A 21,362-nucleotide genomic window follows, 5' to 3' on the forward strand; every position below is an offset into this window, starting at 1 on the left:
TGCTCCCTGTGGGGGGTACGGAGCGGGGCCGATTTCACGGTTGACGACTGGTGCGGTTAGACTCGTGAGACTGCTCGGCGAGGGAAGCCGTGCGCCCATTCGGGTGCCAGCCTCCGTGATCGACGCGCTGCCGCAGCCGGGACGACCGGTTGTCGGCAGAGTCGTCCGCCGCCGAGCGACCCCCCCAACATTCTTGAGGGTGTGGTCCCGGCGGCTTCTGGCTTTCCGGGCCTCGTATGACCACCGTACGAGTGCTGCACCCCCGCGTCAGTCCCACGAGGAGTGCAGTCGTGTCCGAGATCCGCCTTGCCGCCGAGCCCCGCAACGAGTTCGGCAAGGGTGCCGCCCGTCGTGCACGCCGCGCCGGCTTCGTCCCCGGTGTCGTCTACGGTCACGGCCACGCTCCGGTTCACCTGAACCTGCCGAGCCACGCCCTGATGATGGCGCTCAAGACCCCGAACGCCCTGCTGGTCGTCCCGATCGAGGGCAAGGACGAGTTCGTCCTGCCGAAGGCCGTCCAGCGTGAGGCCATCAAGCGTTCGATCGAGCACGTCGACCTGCTGCTGGTGAAGCGCGGCGAGACCGTCTCGGTCGAGATCCCGGTGCTGACCGAGGGCGAGCTGGCCCCGGGCGGCAACCTGGTCGAGCACGTCCTGAACAACCTCCCGGTCGAGGCCGAGGCCACCCACCTGCCCGAGTCCGTCACGGTCTCGATCCAGGGCCTGGAGGCCGGTGCCTCCATCCTCGCCGGTGACATCGTCCTCCCCAAGGGCACCAAGCTGGGTGTCGAGGCCGACACCGTCGTGCTGCAGGTCATCGGCGCCCAGGCCTCGCAGGCCGACGCGGACGCCGAGGCCGCGGACGAGGCCGCGAGCGCCTGAGTCCCGGTGTGACCTGCCGCTGCCCCGGCTCCCCCCTTGTGGTGGGAGCCGGGGCAGCGGCACGTCCGGGATGATGTCGGTGAGCCGCAGGAGGAGGACGCGTGAGTGACGACGAGTACACAGGGCCCTGGCTGATCGCCGGTCTGGGCAACCCGGGGGAGGGCTACGCCCGCAACCGGCACAACATCGGGTTCATGGTCGTCGACCTGTTGGCCCAGCGGATCGGGGCGAAGTTCAAGACCCACAAGAGCCGGGCCCAGATCGCCGAGGGCCGGTTGGCCGGGCAGCGGGTGGTTCTCACAAAGCCCATGACCTTCATGAACCTCTCGGGCGGCCCGGTGACCGCGCTGCGCGACTTCTACAAGGCGCCCACCAGCGCGATCGTGGCGGTCCACGACGAGCTGGACATCGACTACGCGACCCTGCGGCTCAAGCTCGGCGGCGGCGACAACGGCCACAACGGCCTGAAGTCGATCACCAAGTCGCTCGGCCCCGGCTACTACCGGGTGCGCTGCGGCGTGGGCCGTCCGCCGGGCCGGATGGAGGTCGCGGACTTTGTCCTCAAGGACTTCTCCTCGGCCGAGCGCAAGGAGCTCGACTGGTTCGTGGACCGGTCGGCCGACGCGGTCGAGGCGCTGCTGTCGGAGGGCCTGGAACGGGCCCAGGGCACCTACAACACCTGAGGCTCTGCGTTCCCTGTGACGGGTGTGACAACAGTCGTACAACTCTTCCCCGCAGCCCCTGATCCGATGGCCGGCGGTCCCTGCGGATCGGGTACGGTCAAGCCGGACTTTGGGAGATGGGGGCGCTGGTGGGCGCAGGGCAGTTGCGGTGGCGTACGGCCTGGACGGCCGGGGGTTGGCTGCTGACGATCAGTGGGGCCCTGCTGGCGGGAGCGTCGTTCGCGGCCGCCGACGCGCTCCCCTCGGCGAGCCCCTCGCCCTCCGGCGCGGGCGGCCAGGCCACCGTCACGGCCCCCGCGCCGCCGCCCTCGGCGCCCGGTCCCAGCGATGCACCCGGGGGTCCGGCCGCCGGCGGTTCGCTGCCGGCCGTCCCACCGCCGTCCGCCACGGCCACCGCCTCGCCGTCCTGCCCGCCGGCGCCGAGCGACTCGCCCTCCGAGGCGGCCTCGGCCGCGCGCTCCGGCTCTCCCGTCCCGACGCCGTCCGCCACGGCCGAACCCAGCGGCTGCCCCACCTCGCCGACGCCCTCGCCCTCCGCCTCGGCCAGCACCACCCGGGTCGCGATGGCCGGGACGGGCGGCTCGCGCGGCTCCGGCCGCGGGCACCGGGCGGACCCGGAGGTGAGCGCGGTCAGCGCCCAGCTGGCCGACACCCCGCAGGTCTCGCCCTCGGCCACCGCGCAGGGTGGACCGACCGCCACCGTGCTCGCCGGCAGCTTCATCGGCAACCTGGGCGGCGACGCGGGCCTGTTCGCGGTCGGTGGCGGCCTGCTGGTCGCCGGCGGCGGCGGCGCGCTCTGGCTGAAGCGCCGCCACAAGGGCAAGCCCGCCGCACACTGACGCAGGGTCACTCTTTGCGGGTGAATAGTTGCGTTCTGTGCCCACGGGCCGCTGGGTGTGCTTACGCTCGCTGCAACGAGAGCGGGCAGCAGCGGTTCTGCGGTGCAGAGGAGCCATGCCATGAGCAACGGCGGTGCGGCCAAGGGGTACGGACGGTTCAGGATCGGCTGGGAGTTCTTCGGCACGGAGCTGAAGCGCTGCCGGGAGGCCGTCGGGATGTCGCAGGACGACCTGGGGCGGCGGGTGTTCTGCTCCGGCGCGTACATCGGCCAGATCGAGAACGCCTCGCGCAAGCCGCAACTGGACCTGGCCGAGCGGATCGACCAGGTGTTGGCGACGGGCGGGCTGCTCGGGCGGATGTGCAAGGAGCTGATCAACAAGTCGCCGTTCGCGTCCTACTTCGCCGAGGCTGCGGAGTTGCAGGCGCGGGCGTCGACGATCTGCCAGTTCTCGCCACTGCTCGTGCCGGGCCTGTTGCAGACCGAGGAGTACGCCCGGGCGGTGACCCGCGCGGCGCGGCCGTTCCAGTCGGCGGAGGACACGGAGGACTGGGTACGCAACCGGCTGGAGCGGGCGCGGCTGCTCCAGGGGCCGGACGCGCCGGAGTACTGGACGATCCTGGACGAGGGAGTGCTTCGGCGCCCGGTCGGCGGCAGGGCGGCGATGGCCCGCCAGCTGGACCATCTCGCCGAAGTCGCCGAGCGGGACCGGGTGCTGATCCAGGTGCTGCCGTTCTCCGCCGGGGCGCACGCCCTGATGGACGGCAGCCTGATGCTGATGACCTTCGAGGACGCGCCGCCGGTGGGCTATGCCGAGAGCGTGGACAGCGGCCAACTGCTGGACGAACCGGCGGTGGTGAAGCGCTGTGAAGCGGCCTACGATCTTGCTCGGGCCGCCGCTCTGCCGCCGGAGGCGGCCCTGGCCCTGATTCGCTCGGTGGCGAAGGAGTACAGAGATGGGTGCTGAACAGTACGACCTGAGTGGTGCGCGGTGGCGCAAGTCCAGCTTCAGCGGGGGGAACAACAACGACTGCGTCGAGGTGGCCGACGGCTTCGCCGGGGTGCTGCCGGTGCGCGATTCCAAGGATCCGCACGGGCCGGCGCTGGTGTTCCGCGCCGAGGCGTGGCGGGCGTTCGTGGCGGGCGTCCGCGAGGGCGACTTCTCCGGCTGCTGACCGGCTTCTGACCGGCGGTACGACGGTGGCGGCCCACCCGGGGCCGCCACCGTCGTACCGCCTTCCGGTCAGCCGGTGTTGCGCAGGCCGGCGGCGATGCCGTTGACGGTCAGCAGCAGCGCGCGGGCGCGCAGCGGGTCCTCGGGCAGGCCCGCCGCGACGTCCTCGCGCTGGCGGCGGAGCAGCGCCACCTGGAGGTAGGAGATCGGGTCCAGGTAGGCGTCGCGGACCGTGAAGGTCTGCTTCAACACGTCGTTCGACTCCAGGAGTTCGCTCTCACCGGTGAGGCGGAGCACTTCCTTGAGGGTGAGGTCGTGCTCGGCGGTGATCTGGTCGAACACGTGGCGCAGCTCGTCCGGCACCAGGGTCTCGACGTAGTGCCGGGCGATCCGCAGGTCGGTCTTGGCCAGCGTCATCGCGACGTTGGACAGGAAGTTCCGGAAGAAGTGCCAGCTGCCGTGCATCTCGTCCATCACGTCGCCCAGGCCCGCCTCGCGGGCGGCGGCCAGGCCGGAGCCGACGCCGTACCAGCCGGGGACGATCTGGCGGGACTGGGTCCAGCCGAAGACCCACGGGATGGCCCGCAGGCCGTCCAGGCCCGCGCCGGAGTCCGGGCGGCGGGACGGGCGCGAGCCCAGGTGCAGCGAGGCGAGCTGGTCGACCGGGGTGGCCGCGAAGAAGTACTTCGGCAGGTCCTCCTGCTCGACCAGCGCTCGGTAGGCGGTGTGCGCCGCCTCGGAGACCTGGTCCATCGCGGCGTCCCAGCGGGCCAGCTCCTCGGGGGCCTGGCGCGGCGAGGTGTGCAGCGCGGAGGCAGCCAGCGTGGCGGAGAGGGTCAGCTCCAGGTTCTCCCGGGCGAGCGAGGGGAGCAGGTACTTGTCGGAGATCACCTCGCCCTGCTCGGTCACCTTGATCTCGCCCTCCAGGGTGCCCCAGGGCTGGGCGAGGATCGCCTCGTGCGAGGGGCCGCCGCCGCGGCCGACCGTGCCACCGCGGCCGTGGAAGAGCCGCAGCCGGATGCCGTAGCGGTGGGCCACGTCGCGCAGTCGGCGCTGGGCGCGGTGGATCTCCCACTGGGAGGTGGTGATGCCGCCGAACTTGGAGGAGTCCGAGTAGCCGAGCATGACCTCCTGGACGTCCCCGCGCAGCGAGACCAGCAGGCGGTAGGACGGGTCGGAGAGCATCTCGTCGAGGATCCGGTCGGCCTGCTGGAGCTCGTCGGTGGTCTCCAGCAGCGGCACGATGCCGATGGTGGCGATCCCGGCGTGCAGGTCGATCAGGCCGGCCTCGCGGGCCAGCACGGTGGCGGCGAAGACGTCGTCCGCGCCCTGGCACATCGAGATGATGTAGCTCTCGACGATCTCGTCGCCGAACCGCTCGAAGCCCTCGCGGATGGTGTTGAAGACGCCCAGCGTCTTGGTGCCGGCGGCGTCCAGCGGGGCCGGGGTGGGCGCCAGCGGGCGGCGCGAGCGCAGCTCCTTGGCGAGCAGCTTCTGCCGGTACTCGCGCGGCATGTCGGCGTAGCGCCAGGCCTCCTCGCCGAGCCGGTCGAAGAGCTGGCCGAGCGCGTGGTGGTGCGCCTCGGCGTGCTCGCGGACGTCCATGGTGGCCAGCTGGAGGCCGAACGCCTCGACCGTGCGGATCGCCCGGGCGAGCCGGCCGTCGGCGATCAGCTCGCCGCGGTGGCCGCGCAGCGAGTCCTGGATGAGCTTGAGGTCGGAGATCAGCCCGCGGGTGCCGAGGTAGTCGCGGCCGGGCACGTGCGGGGTGCCGTTGGCGAGGCGCTCGCGGGTGTTCTCCAGCTTGAGCCGGACGCAGGTGGCCTTCAGGCGGTACGGCTCCTCGGCGTTCATCCGCTTGTAGCGCGGGCTGAGTTCGGGCAGCAGCGTGAGGTCGGCGTCCAGCGAGCTGAGCAGCTCGGCCGAGGCGCCGGCCAGGCGGACCGAGGTGGAGAGCGAGTTGCGCAGGTCGTCGACGGCGTCCAGGGCGTCCTTGATGCCGTACTCGTGCTGGAGGTTGAGGACGTCCCAGGTGACCTGCGGGGTGACGTTGGGGTTGCCGTCCCGGTCGCCGCCGATCCAGCTGCCGAAGGTCAGCGGGCGGACGCCGTCGGGCAGCGCCAGGCCGACCCGGGCCAGCTCCTCGTGCAGCTCCTCCAGCACCTCGGGGACGGCCTCGCGGTAGAGCTCGTCCAGGTAGTAGACGGCGTTGCGGGCCTCGTCGGTGGGCTCGGGACGGGCGATCCGCAGCTCGTCGGTCTGCCAGAGCAGGTCGATCACCTCGGCGAGCCGGCGGTCGGCCGAGCGCTTGGCCGAGGAGTGCCGCACCGGGTCGGAGACGGAGAGGCCGGAGGCGACGTGCTCGCGGTGGATGCGCTCCAGCAGCTCGCCGATCCGGCGGAGCTTGTTGAGCACGCTGCGGCGGGCCGCCTCGGTGGGGTGCGCGGTGAAGACCGGGCGGACCGCCAGGTTGGCCAGGGTGTCCGCGAGGTGCTTGGGGTCCGCGTCGGCGAGCTGGTCGGCGGTCTGCGCCAGCAGCGAGCCCTCGCGGGCCCGGCGGGTGGCGAACTCGCGGCCGCGGTGGACCTGTTCGGTGACGTTGGCGAGGTGGAAGTAGGTGGAGAAGGCGCGGACGAGCTTGGCCGCGGTCTCCAGGTCGATCTCCGCGAGCAGCCGCGCGGCGGCCTCGCCGTCCGTGCGGGTCAGCCGGCGTACCTGTTCGACCAGGTCGAGGAGCTCCTGGCCCTCCTGGCGGACCAGCGTCTCGCCGAGCAGGTCGCCGAGTCTGCGGATGTCGGCGCGCAGGGCGGCATTGTCGGCGGCCGGATCGGCACTCGGGTGGTCGGCCGAGGTGGGGACCTGAGCGGTCACGGCTGGCTCCCTGGGAAGGTGGGGTTCGGCAACGACGGACCGCGCTGTCCGACCGGACCAATATAGGTCGGACGGTGGTCTGGACCGTGGCAGTGGCCGGATGCCGGACAGAAGTCGGCCGGGTGGGGTTGCCCCGGTCGGAAGAACTCGGTGGGGCGGGAGGGGCGGCTCGCTTAGGCTGTCCCCCATGAGCATGTCGCCAGGGGAGGGCGCGTCGGCCCGCGGCTTGTGGTGGTGGGAGCGGCGGCGAAGCGCGCTCCTCGACGGAGTCCTGGCCGCGCTGGCCGCACTGGAGTGCGCGGTGGGCGCCTCCTCGTTCTTCGGCGCCCGCCTGCACCTGGGCGCGGCGGCGGTCGTGCCGGCCATGGTGATCGGCGCGCTGGGCGGCGGGTCGCTGCTGGTGCGGCGGCGCTGGCCGGCGGTGCCGGTGCTGGTGTCGATGGCCCTGGTGCCCGGGCTGTTCGGGATCGTGCTGCTGGTGGTCTCGCTCTACACGCTGGCGGCCACCTGGACCTGGCCGTCCCGGCGCGGGCGGGTGCTGGTGCTCTCCTCGGTGGTCTTCGTGGAGACCCTCGGGATGGTGCTCTTCTCGCTGCTCACCATCGAGCCCAAACCCGGCGAGCCGCTGCCGGCGACCTGGGTCTTCGTGCTGATCGCGGTGCTGGTGGCGGTCGGCCTGACCGTGCCGCCGGTGGTCACCGGGCTCTACATCGGGGCCCGGCGCCGACTGGTCGAGTCGCTGAAGGACCGCGCGCACGGGCTGGAGGCCGAGCTGGACCTGCTCGCCGAGCAGGCCCGCGAGCGCGCCCGCCGGGCCCGTCTGGAGGAGCGCACCCGGATCGCCCGGGAGATGCACGACGTGGTGGCGCACCGGGTGAGCCTGATGGTGGTGCACGCCGGCGCGCTGGAGCGGATCGTCGCCAAGGACCCGGAGAAGGCGGCGCAGAGCGCCAAGCTGATGGCCGACACCGGGCGGCAGGCGCTGAACGAGCTGCGCGAGATCCTCGGGGTGCTGCGGATGAACGAGGACCCGGCGGTCGAGGCGCCGTCCGTGCTGGCCGAGCTGCCGCGGCTGGTCGACCAGTCGAAGGCGGCCGGGATGACCGTGTCGCTCACCGTCAGCGGGACCCGGCGTCCGTACCGGGGGGACGCCGAGCAGACCGCGTACCGGGTGGTCCAGGAGGGGCTGACCAACGCGCACAAGCACGCCGGCGGCGCGCGGGTCTCGGTGCTGCTGGCGTACCTGCCCAACGGTTTCCGGGTGGCGGTGCTGAACGACTGCCCGGGCGTCGCCGAGCAGGTGAAGCTGCCCAGCGGCGGCAACGGGCTGGTCGGGATGCGCGAGCGGGTGCTCGCGCTGGGCGGCAGCTTCCTGGCCGGGCCCGAGCAGGACGGCGGCTACCGGGTGGAGGCGCTGCTGCCGTCCCGGCTGGCGGTCTCCACGGATCGGCTGACCTGAAGCGCTCCTTGAGGGGCCGTCAGAGCGGATCGGCGACGGTGCGCAGGCGTTCGGGCAGGGTGCCGAGCAGCAGGGTGCTGACCGCCTGGTCGATGTCGCTGCCGAGGAACCACTCGCCGGTGTGGTCCAGGCTGAAGACCCGTCCCGTCTCGTCGATGGCCAGCAGCGCCTGGCCGTAGAGCTCCTCGCCGAGCGGCGCGACCCGGCAGTCCAGCGCCCGGCCCAGGTCGGCCAGCGTGCGCGGCTGGTGCAGCCCGCAGAGCGGGTCGAGCAGGAACGGCGTCCTGGCCACCTGGCGCCCGGCCCCGGACAGGTCGAAGGAGAGCCCGCCGAACTCGGCCCAGGCCTCCACGGCCGCCGGGAAGACCGCGTGCTGGACGCCTGCCGGGGAGCCGTGCGCGACCAGCTGGTCGGCCCACTCCTCGGCCCGGCGGATCTCCCAGCGGCCCGGGTGCCAGCCGGCCTGCTTGAGCGCGGCCGCCACGTCGGCGGAGAACCGCGGCTGGGAGCGCGGGGGAGCGGTGGTGGCGGTCGGGTTCAGGACGTACTCCGGGCTCGGGGGACGGGACGTGTGCGGGTGCGGTCGGCGCTCGGCCGGTCAGCGGCAGGTCAGGAGCGCTGGGCGACCGCGACGCTCTGCACGGTGAGGTGGTCGAGCAGCGGCAGGCAGGAGCGGCACGGCGGTGCGTGCGTCCCGTGCGCCGGGTCGTCCTCCTCGCGGATCCGCACGGTCGTCAACTTGGCCCCCTTGAGGGCCTTGCGGGCGTCGTGCAGGGACAGCGGCTTCTTGGCGGCGCGCTTGGAGCGCCCGGCGTCCACCTCGGTCAGGTACTTCGACAGCAGCACGGCCTCCGGGCACCGGCCGGTGAAGCGCTCGCGCTGCTCGATCGGCAGCCGGTCCAGGAACTCGCCGATCAGCGGGTGCAACTCGGGCTGCTGGTCGGCCTTGCGGCCGGCCATCGTCTGGACGTCCCCGCCGCGCAGCGAGAGGGCGGCGGCCACCGCCGGCAGCAGGCTGTCCCGGTGATGGCGCAGCAGCGGTGCACCCAGCGGCGGGGGGACGGGAGTGGGAGCGGGGACGGCCGGGGGCGCGGTCGGCTGACGGATGTCCACGGCTGCTCCTTCGGTCTCGGGTTCCGGGGCCAGCCTGCCAAACGACTCGGACAACTGGCGAGCCGGGGTACCCGGGGGTGTACAGCAGGATCGCCGACTCCACGGCTTGTACACAACTCCGGCCGGGAGTTCCTCACTTAGCCCTGCGAACGGGCGTGCGAAGCGGCTTGCGGACGGCGCTGCGCGCGAGGCCCTGCGCGAGGCCCTGCGCGAGGCCCTGTCAACCACCGGGTGGGGGGACCGCGGACGGGCCCGACCACATACCCTGGTGCTAGCAATTCCGCTTCAGCCAGTGGGGGCTCCCAGATGACGACAGGTCGGCCCGGCGCCGCTGCCGCGCCCAACGCGGCCTACGCGGGCCAGGTGGTGCAGTTTCCCGATCCGGTGCGCGCGGCGATGTACCCGGCGGGGGTGCGGGTGGACGAACAGGGCCACCCGGACTTCGGCCCCTACGCCCGTGCCGCGGCCGAGGTCGCCGATCCGCCCGAGGGCTTCGGCGTGGACGAGCTGCGGTTGACCGACTACGTCTCGGCCAATGCCGCGCTGTTCAGCCAGGGCCACGAGCTCTGGGCCGACCTGGAGTCCGCGGTGGCCACCCCGCCCGGCTGGACCTGGCACCACGCGGTCGGCGGCGCGGCCCCCGGCTGGCGCCGGATGGAGCTGGTGCCGGTCGAGGTCAAGGCCCTGCTGCGGCACCACGGCGGCCTGGCCCGCTCCAGCGCCGACCACTCCCGTCGCGGCACCCGCCCGCTGCAGGACCGGCGGGCGGTGCACTTCTCGCTCTCCAAGGAGGGCGCCGAGCAGGTCACCGTCGGCGAGGACCTGCTGCAGGCCGCCGAGGAGCGGCTCGGCTACCGGTTGCCCGGGCAGTACCGCTCCTTCCTCAAGCTGGCCGGCGGCCGCGGACCGGTCGGCGTGGCGCTGGACACCGAGCTCGGACTGCTGCTCGACCAGCCGTTCCTGACGCTCAGCGAGGAGTACGGGGTCGACGACCTCGTCTACGCCAACAAGTGCCTGCGCGACCACCTGACCAAGGACTACCTCGGCATCGCGTACGCGCAGGGCGGCATCGTCGCGCTCAAGGTGCGCGGGGCGGACCTGGGTTCGGTCTGGTTCTGCCTGTACGACGACGCGCGCGACACCGGTGGGGCCGAGGAGCCCGCGGACCGGGTGCAGCGGTTGCTGCTGCGCTGCGGGAACGACTTCGACGACTTCCTGCTCCGGCTGGCCGGCAGCCCGCCGGAGCTGGAGACGGTGGCGGAGCTGATGGTCGACGGCGGGTTCGCCCGTGCGGTGCCGGTGTCGTGATGGGTCCGGCGTGACGGGCATAGAGGACGAGGGCGGCTCAACGGTGGAGGCAGGCCGGGCATGGTGACGTACGCGCAGGCACAGGACCTGGCGACCGACTGGATCAACGGCGGCGTGCCGCCGTTCCAGCAGCGCGAGGTCCGGGTACGGGAGTTCGACCTGGGGTTCGTCTGCTGGGCCGAGGACCGGGCCGGCGGACCGTCCTCGGACGGCGGCGCGGTCAAGCTGGTGATCGCCCGGGACAGCGGGGCCGGCACGCTCTGGCCGGCGCTGCCGGTCAACGAGGTGGTCCGCCGCTACGAGGAGACGTACGGGCGTCCGGCAGAGAGTGCGAAGCCGGCGCCGGCTCCGGCCGAGGCGACCTCGTTCCTGCTCAGCCCGCCGCAGTGGTTGCAGGAGGCGGGTGCCGCGGCGATCGCCGCCGAGGCGGCCCGGCTGGGCGAGCCCGCGCCCGCACCCGCTCCTGCCCCGGCGCCCGTCGAGCCAGTGCAGCTCACCGCGCCGCCGCTCTCCGACCGGCCGGCCGGTGACGGGCCGACCATGCTCGCGCCGCCGCCCTCGCACTGGCCGCCGCAGGCGCCGCCGCCCGCCGCGCCCGCGCCCGCTCCCGCGGTGTTCCCCGAGGGCGCCACGGTGGCGCTGCCCGAGGGCTACCACCTGGCCGACGAGTTCGCCGCGCCCGCGCCGCCGTTCGTGTCGTCGCTCGGGCCGTCGGCCACCCCGCCGCCCGCACCGACGCCCGCACCACCGTCGCCCACACCGCCACCGCCGCCCGCCCCGGTCGGCGGCTACGCGCCGACCATGCTGGCGCCGCCGGACGGCGTGCCCGGCCTGATGGGCCTGCCCGGCGCGCCGGACGCCCCGCTTGCGCCGGCCCCGCCCGCCGAGGCCGCGGCCGCTGCGCCGTCCATCGACTACGCGCCGACCATGATGGCCTCCCCGGACGGCGTCCCCGGCCTGATGGGCCTGCCCGGTGCGCCGCAGGGTCCGGGCGCTCCTGCGGTCGGCCTCGGCCGCAGCGCGGGCAGCGCCCCGCCGCCCCCGCCGCCGGCGGGTCTGCGCGGCGGGCCCGGCCAGCCCCCGCCCGCGCCGGTCGCCGGCGGCCGCGGCGGGTCGGTCGCTCCGCCGCCCCCGCCGGGCGGCCTGCTGCACGCGGGCAACAGCGCCGAGAACGCCCCGCAGCACGGGGTCGGCCTGGGCCGCAGCGCGGGCAGCGTCCCGCCGCCTCCGCCGCCGGCGGGTCTGCGCGGCCCGGCCGCACCGCCGGCCGCACCGGCTCCCGCGCAGGGCGCGGCCGACCTGGCCGACGCCGCCACCAGCCGGGCCGTGATCTCCCGTTCGGGGGCTGCGGCTCCGAGCCCGGCCGCGGCCGGGGTCGCGCAGGCCGCCACCCAGCTCGCGTCCGCCATCCCGCAGGGACCGGGCGCTCCCGGCCAGCCCGTCCCCGGTCAGCCCGCTCCCGGTCTGCCCGGTGCCGCGGCGCCGGTGCCCGGGCTGCCGCCGCAGGGCGCGCCCGTCCCGCCCGGGGTGCCCACCGTCGGCCCGGGCTACCTCGCGGTGCTCAGCTACCGCGCCCCGGACGGCTCCGAGCAGAAGGTGATGCAGCGCAGCGAGCCCGGCACCCCGCACCCGGAGTGGAAGATCCTCCAGGAGCTGCGCCGGCTCGGCGTGCCGCCCGAGCAGGTCCTGGAGCTGCACACCGAGCTGGAGTGCTGCGACCTGCCCGGCGGCTACTGCGCGCGCCTGGTCCGGACCTCCTGGCCGAACGTCCGGGTCACCCACACGGCGCCGTACGGCCGTGAGCACCACGCCCGGCAGACCGGCATGGCCCAGCTGCTGAACCACCTGGACGAGCTGCACCAGCTGGCCGCCGGTCCGCAGCGCCCGCGCCCGGTCCGGGTGCCGCTGCCGCCGCCGGGCGCCGTCCCGCAGCTGCCGGCCGTCCCGCCGCAGCAGCTCGGCGCCGAGCTGGCGCAGTTCTTCGGCCCGGGCGTGTTCCGCTACGAGCAGCGCGCGGTCTCCCGCCAGGGCGTGCCCGAGGTGGTGGCGCAGACCCTGATGTGGGCGGGCCTGCCGATCAGCTTCGGGCCGTTCTTCTGGGCGCAGGCCCAGGAGGGCCGGCCGATCCCGACGCTGGCCGAGCTGGCGGCCGAGCGCGGCCTGCCGGCGGGGCCGGAGGCGGGCGGCTATCTCGTGCTCGGCAACGACTACGGCCGACAGCTCTGTGTGCAGTACGGCACAGCCGCGGTGGTCGCGGTGGAACTCGACGGAACCGGGGAGCAGCCCCGCTTCGTCAACAGTGGTGTGCCGGAGTTCGTCCGGTCGCTCGCCCTGCTCGGTCGGATGTGGCCGCTGCGCTACGGACTGACCCCGGATCAGGCCGGGCGTTGGACCACCGACTTCCAGGCCGAGCTGGCCGCGATCGACCCGGCTGCCCTCCAGGGGCCCGACACCTGGTGGGCGGTCCTCCTGGAACAGTTCTGGGACGGCCTGCTGTAGCCCGCCGTTGATTTCCGGCGGCCCCGCGTCCACCGACGCGGGGCCGCCGGGGGCGTCGGGTGGTGTCGCTTCCTTGGGCTTTCCAGATGATCTGCGCAAAATAGGTCAAGAGGACCAATCCGGGAAACGCCCGCGAGTCCCTGCGACCCGCACCGCCCGAGTCAGCCGCCCAGAGCCACTGAGGGGAAAAAGAGCCCATGAGCGACGCCGTCCCGTCGTACGGCTTCACCGCTGCCCGGCGCGGGTACGCGCCCGAGCAGGTCGACCACGCCCTGCTGTCCCTGACCGCGCAGCGTGACGAGGCCTGGCAGCGGCTGAGCATGCTGGGCGCGCACATCCGCGCGCTGGAGATCCAGCTCGCCGAGACCGTGCAGAGCGCTGCCGACGCGCCCGCGCCCGACTACGCGGTCCTCAGCGAGCAGGCGCTCGCCCTGATGGCGATGGCCGAGAACGAGGCGCAGGCCGTCCGGGACAAGGCGGAGCGCTTCGCCGAGGACACCCGCGACACCGTGTACGAGGCCGGGCAGGCGCTCGGCAAGGCCGCCACCGAGTACGCCGAGACCACCCGCACCGAGGCCGACCTGGCCGCCCGGCGCACCGACGAGCGCACCCGTGCCGAGGCCGAGAAGCTGCGCGGCGAGGCCGACCGCGACTCCCGCGCCCTGCGGGACGCCGCCACCGGCGAGGCCGCCAAGATCCGGGTGGAGGCCGCCGAGGCCGGCGAGCGCGCCGAGGTGCGGCTGGCCGAGCTGCGCCGGGAGGCCGACGAGCGGTTCGCCGTCGAGGAGGCGGCCGCGGTGGCCGAGGAGGCCACGTTCTCGGTGGCCGCCGAGCGCCGGCTGCGCGAGGCCGAGCAGTACCGGGAGAGCGTGTTGGGGCTGATCAAGCAGACCGACACCGACGCGCAGGCCAAGGCCGACCAGCTGCTCGACCAGGCCCGCCGGGAGGTCGAGCGGATCAACGCGGAGATCGCCCGGGACCGCGCCGAGTTCGAGAAGCGCCAGGAGACGGTGCAGACGCACCTGGACCACATCAAGGGGACGCTGGCCTCGCTGACCGGCAAGGCAGTCGGGATGATCGAGCCGGGCATCGACGGCCCGGTCGCCGCGCCTGCGGCGGAGCCCGTCGCCGCGGAGCCCGTTGCCGCGGAGCCCGTCGCGTCGGAGGCCGACACCGGCGAGGTGCCCGTGCCGGTCCGCTCGCAGGACGCGCCGACCACCGTGCTGCGCCTGCCGCAGGGCCTGCTGGACGCCGCGGTGCCGGAGGACGAGCGTCCCGCCGACCCGCGGACCGCGCTGCTGAACCCCGGCCCGGTGGCCGCTACGGCCCCGGCCGCCCCGCAGGTGCCGCCGCGCCCGGTGGCCCCGCCGCCCGCGCCGCCTGCGCCGCCGCAGGACGCCCCGCGTCCGGTGGCGCCCGAGGACGCGACGGCGATCATTCCGAAGATCGTGATCATCGACGACGGCACCGAGCTGGACAGCCTGCCCAACACGGTCGGCCGCCGCCGCACCTGAAGAAGAAGTCTCGGGGCGCAGGACCCGTGGCGCCCTCCGCAAAAGGGCGCCACGACTCCCGACGCTTGGGCGGGCGCCCCCACCCAGGGTCGCCCGGCCTCGCACCCCGACCCCCATCGGAGCGCGATCGGCACACCAGTCCATCCCCCACGGTTGGAGCGGCGTGCACAAGAACCATGGTGCGCGCTGTCCATGGACAGGCAGTGACAGGAGTGTGTCCACTTCTTGACGATCGATCTTCCGGGCTCGGAGCGGGTGGGCGGCACGGACGTGGTTGGCCGCGTGCGGGTGGGTCGCGCGGCGTACGCTGGGACCTTGACCCGGCCCCTCGCACCGCGTGCCGGGCCCATCAAGCTGCCCGGCCGCTGAACGACCCACCGGTGCCGGGGGCTCCGCCTGGAAGCAACGGGACGAAGAAGACTCCATGAGCCTGACCGGACTGCTCGATGTCGTCGCACGGGACGCCGCCCTCGCCGAGGCGATCGAGGCGGCGGCGACCGGCCACCGTCCGCACCTGGACCTGGTCGGCCCGCCCGCGGCCCGGCCGTTCGTCATCGCCGCGCTGGCCCGTTCGCTGGCGGCCGTCGGCGCCGAGCGCGGCCGCCCGGTGCTGGCCGTGACCGCGACCGGGCGGGAGGCCGAGGATCTGGCCGCCTCGCTGCGCTCGCTGCTGCCGCCGGACGCCGTCGCCGAGTACCCCGCCTGGGAGACGCTCCCGCACGAGCGCCTGTCGCCGCGCTCCGACACGGTGGGCCGCCGGCTCGCGGTGCTGCGCCGGATCGTCCACCCCAGGGCCGACGACCCGGCGGCCGGGCCGGTCCAGGTGATCGTGGCGCCGGTCCGCTCGGTGCTCCAGCCGCAGGTCAAGGGGCTCGCCGAGCTGGAGCCGGTGGCGTTGCAGCGCACCGAGACGCACGACCTGGAGTCGGTCGCCCGGCGGCTCGCCGCGGCCGCCTACTCGCGGGTCGAACTGGTCGAGAAGCGCGGCGAGTTCGCGGTGCGCGGCGGCATCCTGGACGTCTTCCCGCCGACCGAGGAGCACCCGCTGCGGGTGGAGTTCTGGGGCGACGAGGTCGAGGAGATCCGCTACTTCAAGGTGGCCGACCAGCGTTCGCTGGAGATCGCCCAGCACGGGCTCTGGGCGCCGCCCTGCCGTGAGCTGCTGCTGACCGACGAGGTGCGCGGCCGGGCCGCCGAACTGGCCGTCCAGCACCCGGAGCTGGCCGAGATCCTGGACAGGATCGCCCAGGGCATCGCGGTCGAGGGCATGGAGTCGCTCGCCCCGGTGCTGGTGGACGACATGGAGCTGCTGCTCGACGTGCTGCCGGCCGGCAGCGTCGCGGTGGTCTGCGACCCCGAGCGGGTCCGCACCCGGGCCGCCGACCTGGTGGCGACCAGTCAGGAGTTCCTGCACGCCTCCTGGGTGGCGGCGGCCTCCGGCGGCGCCCGTCCGATCGATGTCGAGCAGATCGACGTCTCGGCCGCCTCGCTGCGCTCGCTCGCCGACGTGCGCGAGCACGCGCAGGGGATCGGGCTGCCCTGGTGGTCGGTCAGCCCGTTCGCCACCAGCGACTCCGAACTCACCTCGATGCTGGAGTTCGACGCCAACACCCTCACCCTGGGCATGCGCGCGGTCGAGGCCTACCGCGGCGACACCGCACGGGCGATCGCGGACGCCAAGGAGCGGCTGGCCGCCGACTGGCGGGTCGTGATGGTGACGGAGGGCCAGGGGCCCGCGTCCCGGCTCGCCGAGGTGCTCGGCAACGAGGGCATCCCGGCCCGGCTGGTGGCGGACCTGACCGAACCGCCGACCCGGGACGTGGTCTACGTCTCCTGCGGCTCGATCGAGCACGGCTTCGTCGACGAGACGAACCTGCTGACCGTGATCACCGAGACCGACCTGTCCGGCCAGAAGTCCTCCACCAAGGACATGCGCCGGATGCCCTCGCGCCGCCGCAACGCGATCGACCCGCTCGCGCTGGCGGCCGGCGACTTCGTCGTCCACGAGGCGCACGGCGTGGGCCGGTACGTGGAGATGGTGCAGCGCACCGTGCAGGGCGCCACCCGCGAGTACCTGGTGCTGGAGTACGCCCCCGCGAAGAAGGGCCACCCCGGCGACCGGCTCTTCGTGCCGACCGACCAGCTGGACCAGGTGACCAAGTACGTCGGCGGCGAGGCCCCGACGCTGCACCGGCTCGGCGGCGCGGACTGGGCGAAGACCAAGCAGCGCGCCAAGAAGGCGGTGCGCGAGATCGCCGCCGACCTGATCAAGCTTTACTCGGCCCGGATGGCGGCCCCCGGCCACACCTTCGGCGCGGACACCCCGTGGCAGCGCGAGCTCGAGGACGCCTTCCCGTACGCGGAGACGCCCGACCAGCTGACCACCATCGCCGAGGTCAAGGCGGACATGGAGAAGTCGGTCCCGATGGACCGGCTGATCTGCGGCGACGTCGGCTACGGCAAGACCGAGATCGCTGTGCGGGCGGCCTTCAAGGCGGTCCAGGACGGCAAGCAGGTGGCCGTCCTGGTGCCCACCACGCTGCTCGTGCAGCAGCACTTCTCGACCTTCGCCGAGCGCTACGCCAACTTCCCGGTGATCGTGAAGGCGCTGTCGCGGTTCCAGAGCGACAGCGAGGCGAAGGCCGTCCTGGAGGGGCTGCGGGACGGCTCGGTGGACGTGGTGATCGGCACCCACCGGCTCTTCTCCGCCGAGACCAGGTTCAAGGATCTGGGCCTGGTCATCGTGGACGAGGAGCAGCGCTTCGGCGTCGAGCACAAGGAGCAGCTGAAGAAGCTGCGGGCCAACGTGGACGTGCTGACGATGTCCGCGACGCCGATCCCGCGCACCCTGGAGATGGCGGTCACCGGCATCCGGGAGATGTCCACCATCACCACCCCGCCCGAGGAGCGGCACCCGGTGCTGACCTTCGTCGGCCCGTACGACGAGAAGCAGATCTCGGCTGCGATCCGGCGTGAACTCCTGCGCGAGGGCCAGGTGTTCTACATCCACAACCGGGTCGAGTCGATCGACCGGGCGGCCGCCAAGCTCAAGGAGCTGGTCCCCGAGGCCCGCATCGCCACCGCGCACGGGCAGATGGGCGAGACCCTGCTGGAGAAGGTGGTGGTGGACTTCTGGGAGAAGGAGTTCGACGTGCTGGTCTCCACCACCATCGTGGAGTCGGGCATCGACATCTCCAACGCCAACACCCTCATCGTCGAGCGCGGCGACACCTTCGGCCTCTCCCAACTGCACCAGCTGCGCGGCCGGGTGGGCCGTGGCCGGGAGCGCGGCTACGCCTACATGCTGTACCCGCCGGAGAAGCCGCTCACCGAGACCGCCCACGAGCGGCTGGCCACCATCGCCCAGCACACCGAGATGGGTGCGGGCATGTACGTCGCGATGAAGGACCTGGAGATCCGCGGGGCGGGCAACCTGCTCGGCGGTGAGCAGTCCGGGCACATCGCGGGGGTCGGCTTCGACCTCTACATGCGGATGGTCGGTGAGGCGGTGGCCGAGTTCCGGGAGTCGCTCTCCGGTGAGGGGCTGCCGGAGGAGGAGCCGCTGGAGGTCAAGATCGAGCTCCCGGTCGACGCCCACGTACCGCACGACTACGCGCCGGGGGAGCGGCTGCGGTTGCAGGCCTACCGCTCGATCGCGGCGGTCAACTCGGAGTCGGACATCGACCAGGTCCGGGCCGAACTGGCTGACCGCTACGGGAAGTTGCCGGAGCCGGTGGAGAACCTGCTGATGGTCGCGGCGCTGCGTCTCTTCGCCCGCCGCTGCGGGGTCTCGGACATCACCCTGCAGGGCGCCAACGTCCGCTTCGGGCCGGTGGACCTGCGCGAGTCGCAGCAGCTGCGGTTGAACCGGCTCTACCCGCGCAGCCAGGTGAAGGGCAGCACCCAGCAGGTGCTGGTGCCCCGTCCGGCCACCGCGCGGATCGGCGGCAAGCCGGTGGTCGGGCGCGAACTGCTCGCCTGGTGCGGGACGTTCCTCGGGACGATGTTCGAGGAGCTGGCGGGGGCCGGCGCCAGGAAGTAGCTCAGGAGAGCTTCCACTGGCCGGTCTGGTCGGCGAAGCCGCTGTCGAGGGTGAACTGCACCTTGTCGAGCTTGGCGGCCTGCGGGACCTCGAAGGTGATGAAGCCGAGCGCGCTGTCCCCGGCGGCGATGTTGGCGGGGACGGCGAAGCTCTGGCCGGCCGTGGTGTCGGCGACCACCGAGTTGTAGGACTGGCCCTGGTCGTCCAGCACGGTGGTGCCGTTCTCCGGGGCGTCGCTGTAGGCCGCGGTGCCGGTGTCCTTGATCCGGAACTGGATGGCGATCCAGCGCTTGCCGTCGGCCGGCTTGGAGTAGTCGTCCGAGCTCTGGGCGTTGTCGACCACCTTGACCACCGTGACGTCGGCCGATGAGCCGCTCTCCTGCCCCTTGAGGGCGATGGTGTCGCCGACCTTGGCGACGGTCGGGGTCTTGCTGCCGCCACCGGCCGGCTTCGCGCTGCCCGCCGCGCCGGCGGCGGCCGACTGCTTGGGCTGGGTGGAGACCGAGCCGGTGGTGGTCGGGCCGCAGGCCGTGGTGGCCAGGGCGATCAGCACGGCTCCGGCCAGCAGGGTCGCGGAGGTGCGGCGGCGGTTGGTGGTGATGCGCATGGCGGAATCCCTTGCTCTCTGGCGCTCCCCGGGGCGGCGGCTGCTGCCCGGTGCGATGGCTCCATCACATCAGTGACTGTGAACGCTGTCAACAGGAAAATGCGAAACGTCTCTGTTCACGTGTGAACGCTGAACGGCAGGGCGGCTGGCTATGCTGTGCGGTCACAGACCGTTCACAGGAGGAGCCGTCCATGTCGGAGAGTCCCGAGGTGACCGCCGTCGAGATCGCCAGGCTCGCCGGAGTCGGACGGGCGGCGGTCAGCAACTGGCGCCGCCGCCACCCCGACTTCCCGCAGCCGGTCGGCGGCACCGAGGCCAGCCCCACCTTCGCGCTCGACCGGGTCGAGTCCTGGCTGCGCGGACAGGGCAAGATCGTCGAACTCCCGCTGCTGGAACGGGCCTGGCAGCAGCTGGAGGCACTGCGCGACGCCGCCTCGCATCCCGCCGCCCTGCTGCTGCCCGCCGGGGCCTTCCTGCTCCTGCTGCACCGCGCGCCCGAGCGCTGGAGGGAGTTGGCGGACGAGCCCGACACCCGGCTCGCGCTCGCGCTGCCCCGAGCCCTGGCCGAGCTGTCCGCCGCGACCCTTGGCCCGCCCGGCGCGGCCCTGCTCTCGCTGCCCACGCTTTACGGCAGCACCCAGCTGGAGCTGGCCCGGGTGCTCGCTCGGCTGGCCGCCGAGCACGGTGCGGCGGCCGGCTACGAGCAGCTGCTGACCCGCTATGCCGAGGCCAACTCCCGTCAGGTCAGCCCGACTCCACCGGAGGCCGCCGCCCTGCTGGCCGCGCTGGCCGCTGCCGAGCCGCACCTGCACGGCGACCTGCGCAGTGTCCTTGACCCCGCGTGCGGTCTCGGCGCCCTGCTGCTGGCGCTCCCCGCCGACACCGTCCGGTATGGCCAGGAGCTGGACCCGGTGCTGGCCGCGGTGGCCCTGCTCCGGCTGGCCCTGCACACCCCCGCGGCCACCCCGGGACCGCTGGCGCTGGAGTTGGGCACCGGCGACAGCCTGCGCGCCGACGCCCACCCCGGGCTGCTCGCCGACGCAGTGCTCTGCCAGCCCCCGTACAACGAACGCGACTGGGGCCACGACGAGTTGCGCTACGACTCGCGCTGGCTCTTCGACCAGGTGCCGCCCCGCGCAGAGTCCGAACTCGCCTGGCTGCTGCACTGCCTGGCGCACACCCGCCCCGGCGGCCTGACCGCCCTGCTGCTGCCGCCCACGGTGGCCTCCCGGCGGGCCGGGCGGCGGCTGCGCGCCGAGCTGCTGCGCTCGGGCGCGCTGCGCGCGGTGGTCGCGCTGCCGGCCGGCGTCGCGCCGCCGTACGGCGTGCCGCTGCACCTGTGGCTGCTGCGCCGCCCCGACCCGCAGGACCAGGCGGCGGCCCCCCGGCGGCTGCTGCTGCTCGACGCCACCGCCACCCAGCCGGCCGCTGCCCAGAGCGCCACCGCGGCGTCCGGGGGCCGCGACCGGATCGGCTGGCCCGAGCTGCGCCGCACCGTCCTGGAGACCTGGCAGGCCTTCGACGGCGCCGCCCGGACCGGCGGCCCGACCCCGGCCGACCGGCCCGGCGTGCACCGGGTGCTGGACGCCATCGACCTGCTGGACGACGAGACCGACCTCTCCCCGGCCCGCCACCTGCCGCCCGCCACGCCGGTCGGCGGCGCCGCCGCGCTGGAGCACCTGCACGGACGGCTGGCCGAGGTGCTGACCGGGCTGGCCGGCCTGGACGAGGCGCTGCCCCCGGTCGCCGAGCCCGCCGAGCGGACGGCTGCACCCATGATCACCATCGGCGAGCTGGTCCGGGCCGGGGCGCTGGAGGTGCACTCCTCCGGCCAGGGCCCGGCCACCCGGCCGGCCGACGACGGTGCGGCGGGCGGCGTCCCGGTGCTGACGGAGCAGGAGCTGACGGCCGACCGGCCGCCCGCCCAGCTGGCCGATCCCGCCGCGGACCTGGTGCTGACCCGGCCCGGCGACGTGCTGACCCCCGTCCTCGGCGCTGGGGTGGCCGTGGTGGTCCGGCCCGGCGACCGGACCGACGGCGTGGCGCTCGGCCGTCAGCTGCACCTGCTGCGGCCCGATCCCGCCGTGCTCGACCCCGAGTTCGTGGCCGGCCGTCTGCGCTCCACGGCCGGCAGCCGCCGGGCCAGCAGCCACGCCTCCACCACCGCCCGGCTGGACGTGCGCCGGGTGCAGCTGCCCAGGCTGCCGATCGAGCGCCAGCAGGAGCTGGGCGAGGCGTTCCGCCGGGTCGCCGCGTTCGAGACGGAGCTGCGCCGGGCCGGCGAACTGGGCCGCCGACTGGCCCAGGGCCTCACCGACGGACTGGCCGAGGGGGATCTGACGCCTCGTTGACCCGGGCGCGGTACGGTGTCGA

Annotated in this window: 15 protein-coding genes; 11 read left to right on the top strand and 4 right to left on the bottom strand. The window is 73.9% G+C overall.

Annotated features, from left to right (window positions below; genetic code table 11):
• Positions 1 to 290: 290 nt before the first annotated feature.
• From P3T37_RS28750 to P3T37_RS28770, 5 genes are all read left to right on the top strand, one after another.
• Positions 291 to 881, top strand: a complete 591-nt coding sequence (locus tag P3T37_RS28750; RefSeq protein ID WP_280726832.1) for a 50S ribosomal protein L25/general stress protein Ctc — start codon at positions 291 to 293, stop codon at positions 879 to 881.
• 101 nt (positions 882 to 982) lie between these two features.
• Positions 983 to 1,564, top strand: a complete 582-nt coding sequence (gene pth / locus P3T37_RS28755) for an aminoacyl-tRNA hydrolase (protein ID WP_280726833.1) — start codon at positions 983 to 985, stop codon at positions 1,562 to 1,564.
• 116 nt (positions 1,565 to 1,680) lie between these two features.
• Positions 1,681 to 2,403: a hypothetical protein gene (locus tag P3T37_RS28760; RefSeq protein ID WP_280726834.1), complete on the top strand. Its 723-nt coding sequence runs from the start codon at positions 1,681 to 1,683 to the stop codon at positions 2,401 to 2,403.
• Between the two features lie 120 nt (positions 2,404 to 2,523).
• On the top strand, positions 2,524 to 3,369 hold the full coding sequence (locus P3T37_RS28765; protein ID WP_280726835.1) for a helix-turn-helix transcriptional regulator: 846 nt from the start codon (positions 2,524 to 2,526) through the stop codon (positions 3,367 to 3,369).
• Complete coding sequence (locus tag P3T37_RS28770) at positions 3,359 to 3,577, top strand: DUF397 domain-containing protein (RefSeq protein ID WP_280726836.1); 219 nt, start codon at positions 3,359 to 3,361, stop codon at positions 3,575 to 3,577. Before P3T37_RS28765 ends, P3T37_RS28770 begins: the two co-directional genes overlap by 11 nt.
• A 68-nt stretch (positions 3,578 to 3,645) precedes the next feature.
• Here P3T37_RS28770 and ppc read toward each other — a convergent pair whose 3' ends face one another.
• Positions 3,646 to 6,447, bottom strand: coding sequence for a phosphoenolpyruvate carboxylase (gene ppc, locus P3T37_RS28775; protein WP_280726837.1), 2,802 nt, complete (start codon positions 6,445 to 6,447; stop codon positions 3,646 to 3,648).
• A gap of 187 nt (positions 6,448 to 6,634) precedes the next feature.
• Here ppc and P3T37_RS28780 point away from each other — a divergent pair, with 187 nt between their 5' ends.
• Entirely contained in the window at positions 6,635 to 7,906 is a 1,272-nt protein-coding gene (locus tag P3T37_RS28780; protein ID WP_280726838.1) for a histidine kinase, read from the top strand.
• Between the two features lie 19 nt (positions 7,907 to 7,925).
• On the opposite strand, the gene P3T37_RS28785 is transcribed toward P3T37_RS28780, so the two are convergent.
• The gene (locus P3T37_RS28785; RefSeq protein ID WP_280726839.1) at positions 7,926 to 8,390 is read right to left on the bottom strand and encodes an SUKH-3 domain-containing protein; all 465 of its coding nucleotides are present in this window, start codon (positions 8,388 to 8,390) and stop codon (positions 7,926 to 7,928) included.
• 125 nt (positions 8,391 to 8,515) lie between these two features.
• Positions 8,516 to 8,956 (bottom strand): YwqJ-related putative deaminase, encoded by a 441-nt coding sequence (locus P3T37_RS28790; protein WP_348533291.1) that lies wholly within the window; start codon positions 8,954 to 8,956, stop codon positions 8,516 to 8,518.
• 369 nt (positions 8,957 to 9,325) lie between these two features.
• Here P3T37_RS28790 and P3T37_RS28795 point away from each other — a divergent pair, with 369 nt between their 5' ends.
• The 4 genes from P3T37_RS28795 to mfd all read left to right on the top strand — a co-directional run bounded on the left by P3T37_RS28795 (position 9,326) and on the right by mfd (position 18,382).
• The gene (locus P3T37_RS28795; RefSeq protein WP_280726840.1) at positions 9,326 to 10,327 is read left to right on the top strand and encodes an SMI1/KNR4 family protein; all 1,002 of its coding nucleotides are present in this window, start codon (positions 9,326 to 9,328) and stop codon (positions 10,325 to 10,327) included.
• 60 nt (positions 10,328 to 10,387) lie between these two features.
• Positions 10,388 to 12,826, top strand: coding sequence for an SUKH-4 family immunity protein (locus P3T37_RS28800; protein ID WP_280726841.1), 2,439 nt, complete (start codon positions 10,388 to 10,390; stop codon positions 12,824 to 12,826).
• Between the two features lie 197 nt (positions 12,827 to 13,023).
• On the top strand, positions 13,024 to 14,340 hold the full coding sequence (locus tag P3T37_RS28805; protein WP_280726842.1) for a hypothetical protein: 1,317 nt from the start codon (positions 13,024 to 13,026) through the stop codon (positions 14,338 to 14,340).
• A gap of 424 nt (positions 14,341 to 14,764) precedes the next feature.
• Positions 14,765 to 18,382 carry a transcription-repair coupling factor gene (mfd, locus tag P3T37_RS28810; protein WP_280726843.1) on the top strand — a complete coding sequence of 1,206 codons (3,618 nt, stop codon included), beginning with the start codon at positions 14,765 to 14,767 and terminating at the stop codon, positions 18,380 to 18,382.
• Position 18,383: 1 nt separating this feature from the next.
• Here mfd and P3T37_RS28815 read toward each other — a convergent pair whose 3' ends face one another.
• On the bottom strand, positions 18,384 to 18,989 hold the full coding sequence (locus P3T37_RS28815; RefSeq protein WP_280726844.1) for a DUF4352 domain-containing protein: 606 nt from the start codon (positions 18,987 to 18,989) through the stop codon (positions 18,384 to 18,386).
• Between the two features lie 191 nt (positions 18,990 to 19,180).
• On the opposite strand from P3T37_RS28815, the gene P3T37_RS28820 reads away from it, so the two are divergent.
• On the top strand, positions 19,181 to 21,340 hold the full coding sequence (locus tag P3T37_RS28820) for an N-6 DNA methylase (protein ID WP_280726845.1): 2,160 nt from the start codon (positions 19,181 to 19,183) through the stop codon (positions 21,338 to 21,340).
• Positions 21,341 to 21,362: the final 22 nt, after the last annotated feature.

This window comes from Kitasatospora sp. MAA4 (assembly GCF_029893355.1).
In the GTDB taxonomy this organism is placed as follows: Bacteria; Actinomycetota; Actinomycetes; order Streptomycetales; family Streptomycetaceae; genus Kitasatospora.

Excerpts from the sequence above, each read along its gene's own strand:
- P3T37_RS28760 (WP_280726834.1), top strand. The coding sequence starts at position 1,681 with ATGGGGGCGCTGGTGGGCGCAGGGCAGTTGCGGTGGCGTACGGCCTGG.
- P3T37_RS28765 (WP_280726835.1), top strand. The coding sequence starts at position 2,524 with ATGAGCAACGGCGGTGCGGCCAAGGGGTACGGACGGTTCAGGATCGGC.
- P3T37_RS28770 (WP_280726836.1), top strand. The coding sequence starts at position 3,359 with ATGGGTGCTGAACAGTACGACCTGAGTGGTGCGCGGTGGCGCAAGTCC.
- P3T37_RS28780 (WP_280726838.1), top strand. The coding sequence starts at position 6,635 with ATGAGCATGTCGCCAGGGGAGGGCGCGTCGGCCCGCGGCTTGTGGTGG.
- P3T37_RS28795 (WP_280726840.1), top strand. The coding sequence starts at position 9,326 with ATGACGACAGGTCGGCCCGGCGCCGCTGCCGCGCCCAACGCGGCCTAC.
- P3T37_RS28800 (WP_280726841.1), top strand. The coding sequence starts at position 10,388 with ATGGTGACGTACGCGCAGGCACAGGACCTGGCGACCGACTGGATCAAC.
- P3T37_RS28805 (WP_280726842.1), top strand. The coding sequence starts at position 13,024 with ATGAGCGACGCCGTCCCGTCGTACGGCTTCACCGCTGCCCGGCGCGGG.
- mfd (WP_280726843.1), top strand. The coding sequence starts at position 14,765 with ATGAGCCTGACCGGACTGCTCGATGTCGTCGCACGGGACGCCGCCCTC.
- P3T37_RS28815 (WP_280726844.1), bottom strand. The coding sequence starts at position 18,989 with ATGCGCATCACCACCAACCGCCGCCGCACCTCCGCGACCCTGCTGGCC.
- P3T37_RS28820 (WP_280726845.1), top strand. The coding sequence starts at position 19,181 with ATGTCGGAGAGTCCCGAGGTGACCGCCGTCGAGATCGCCAGGCTCGCC.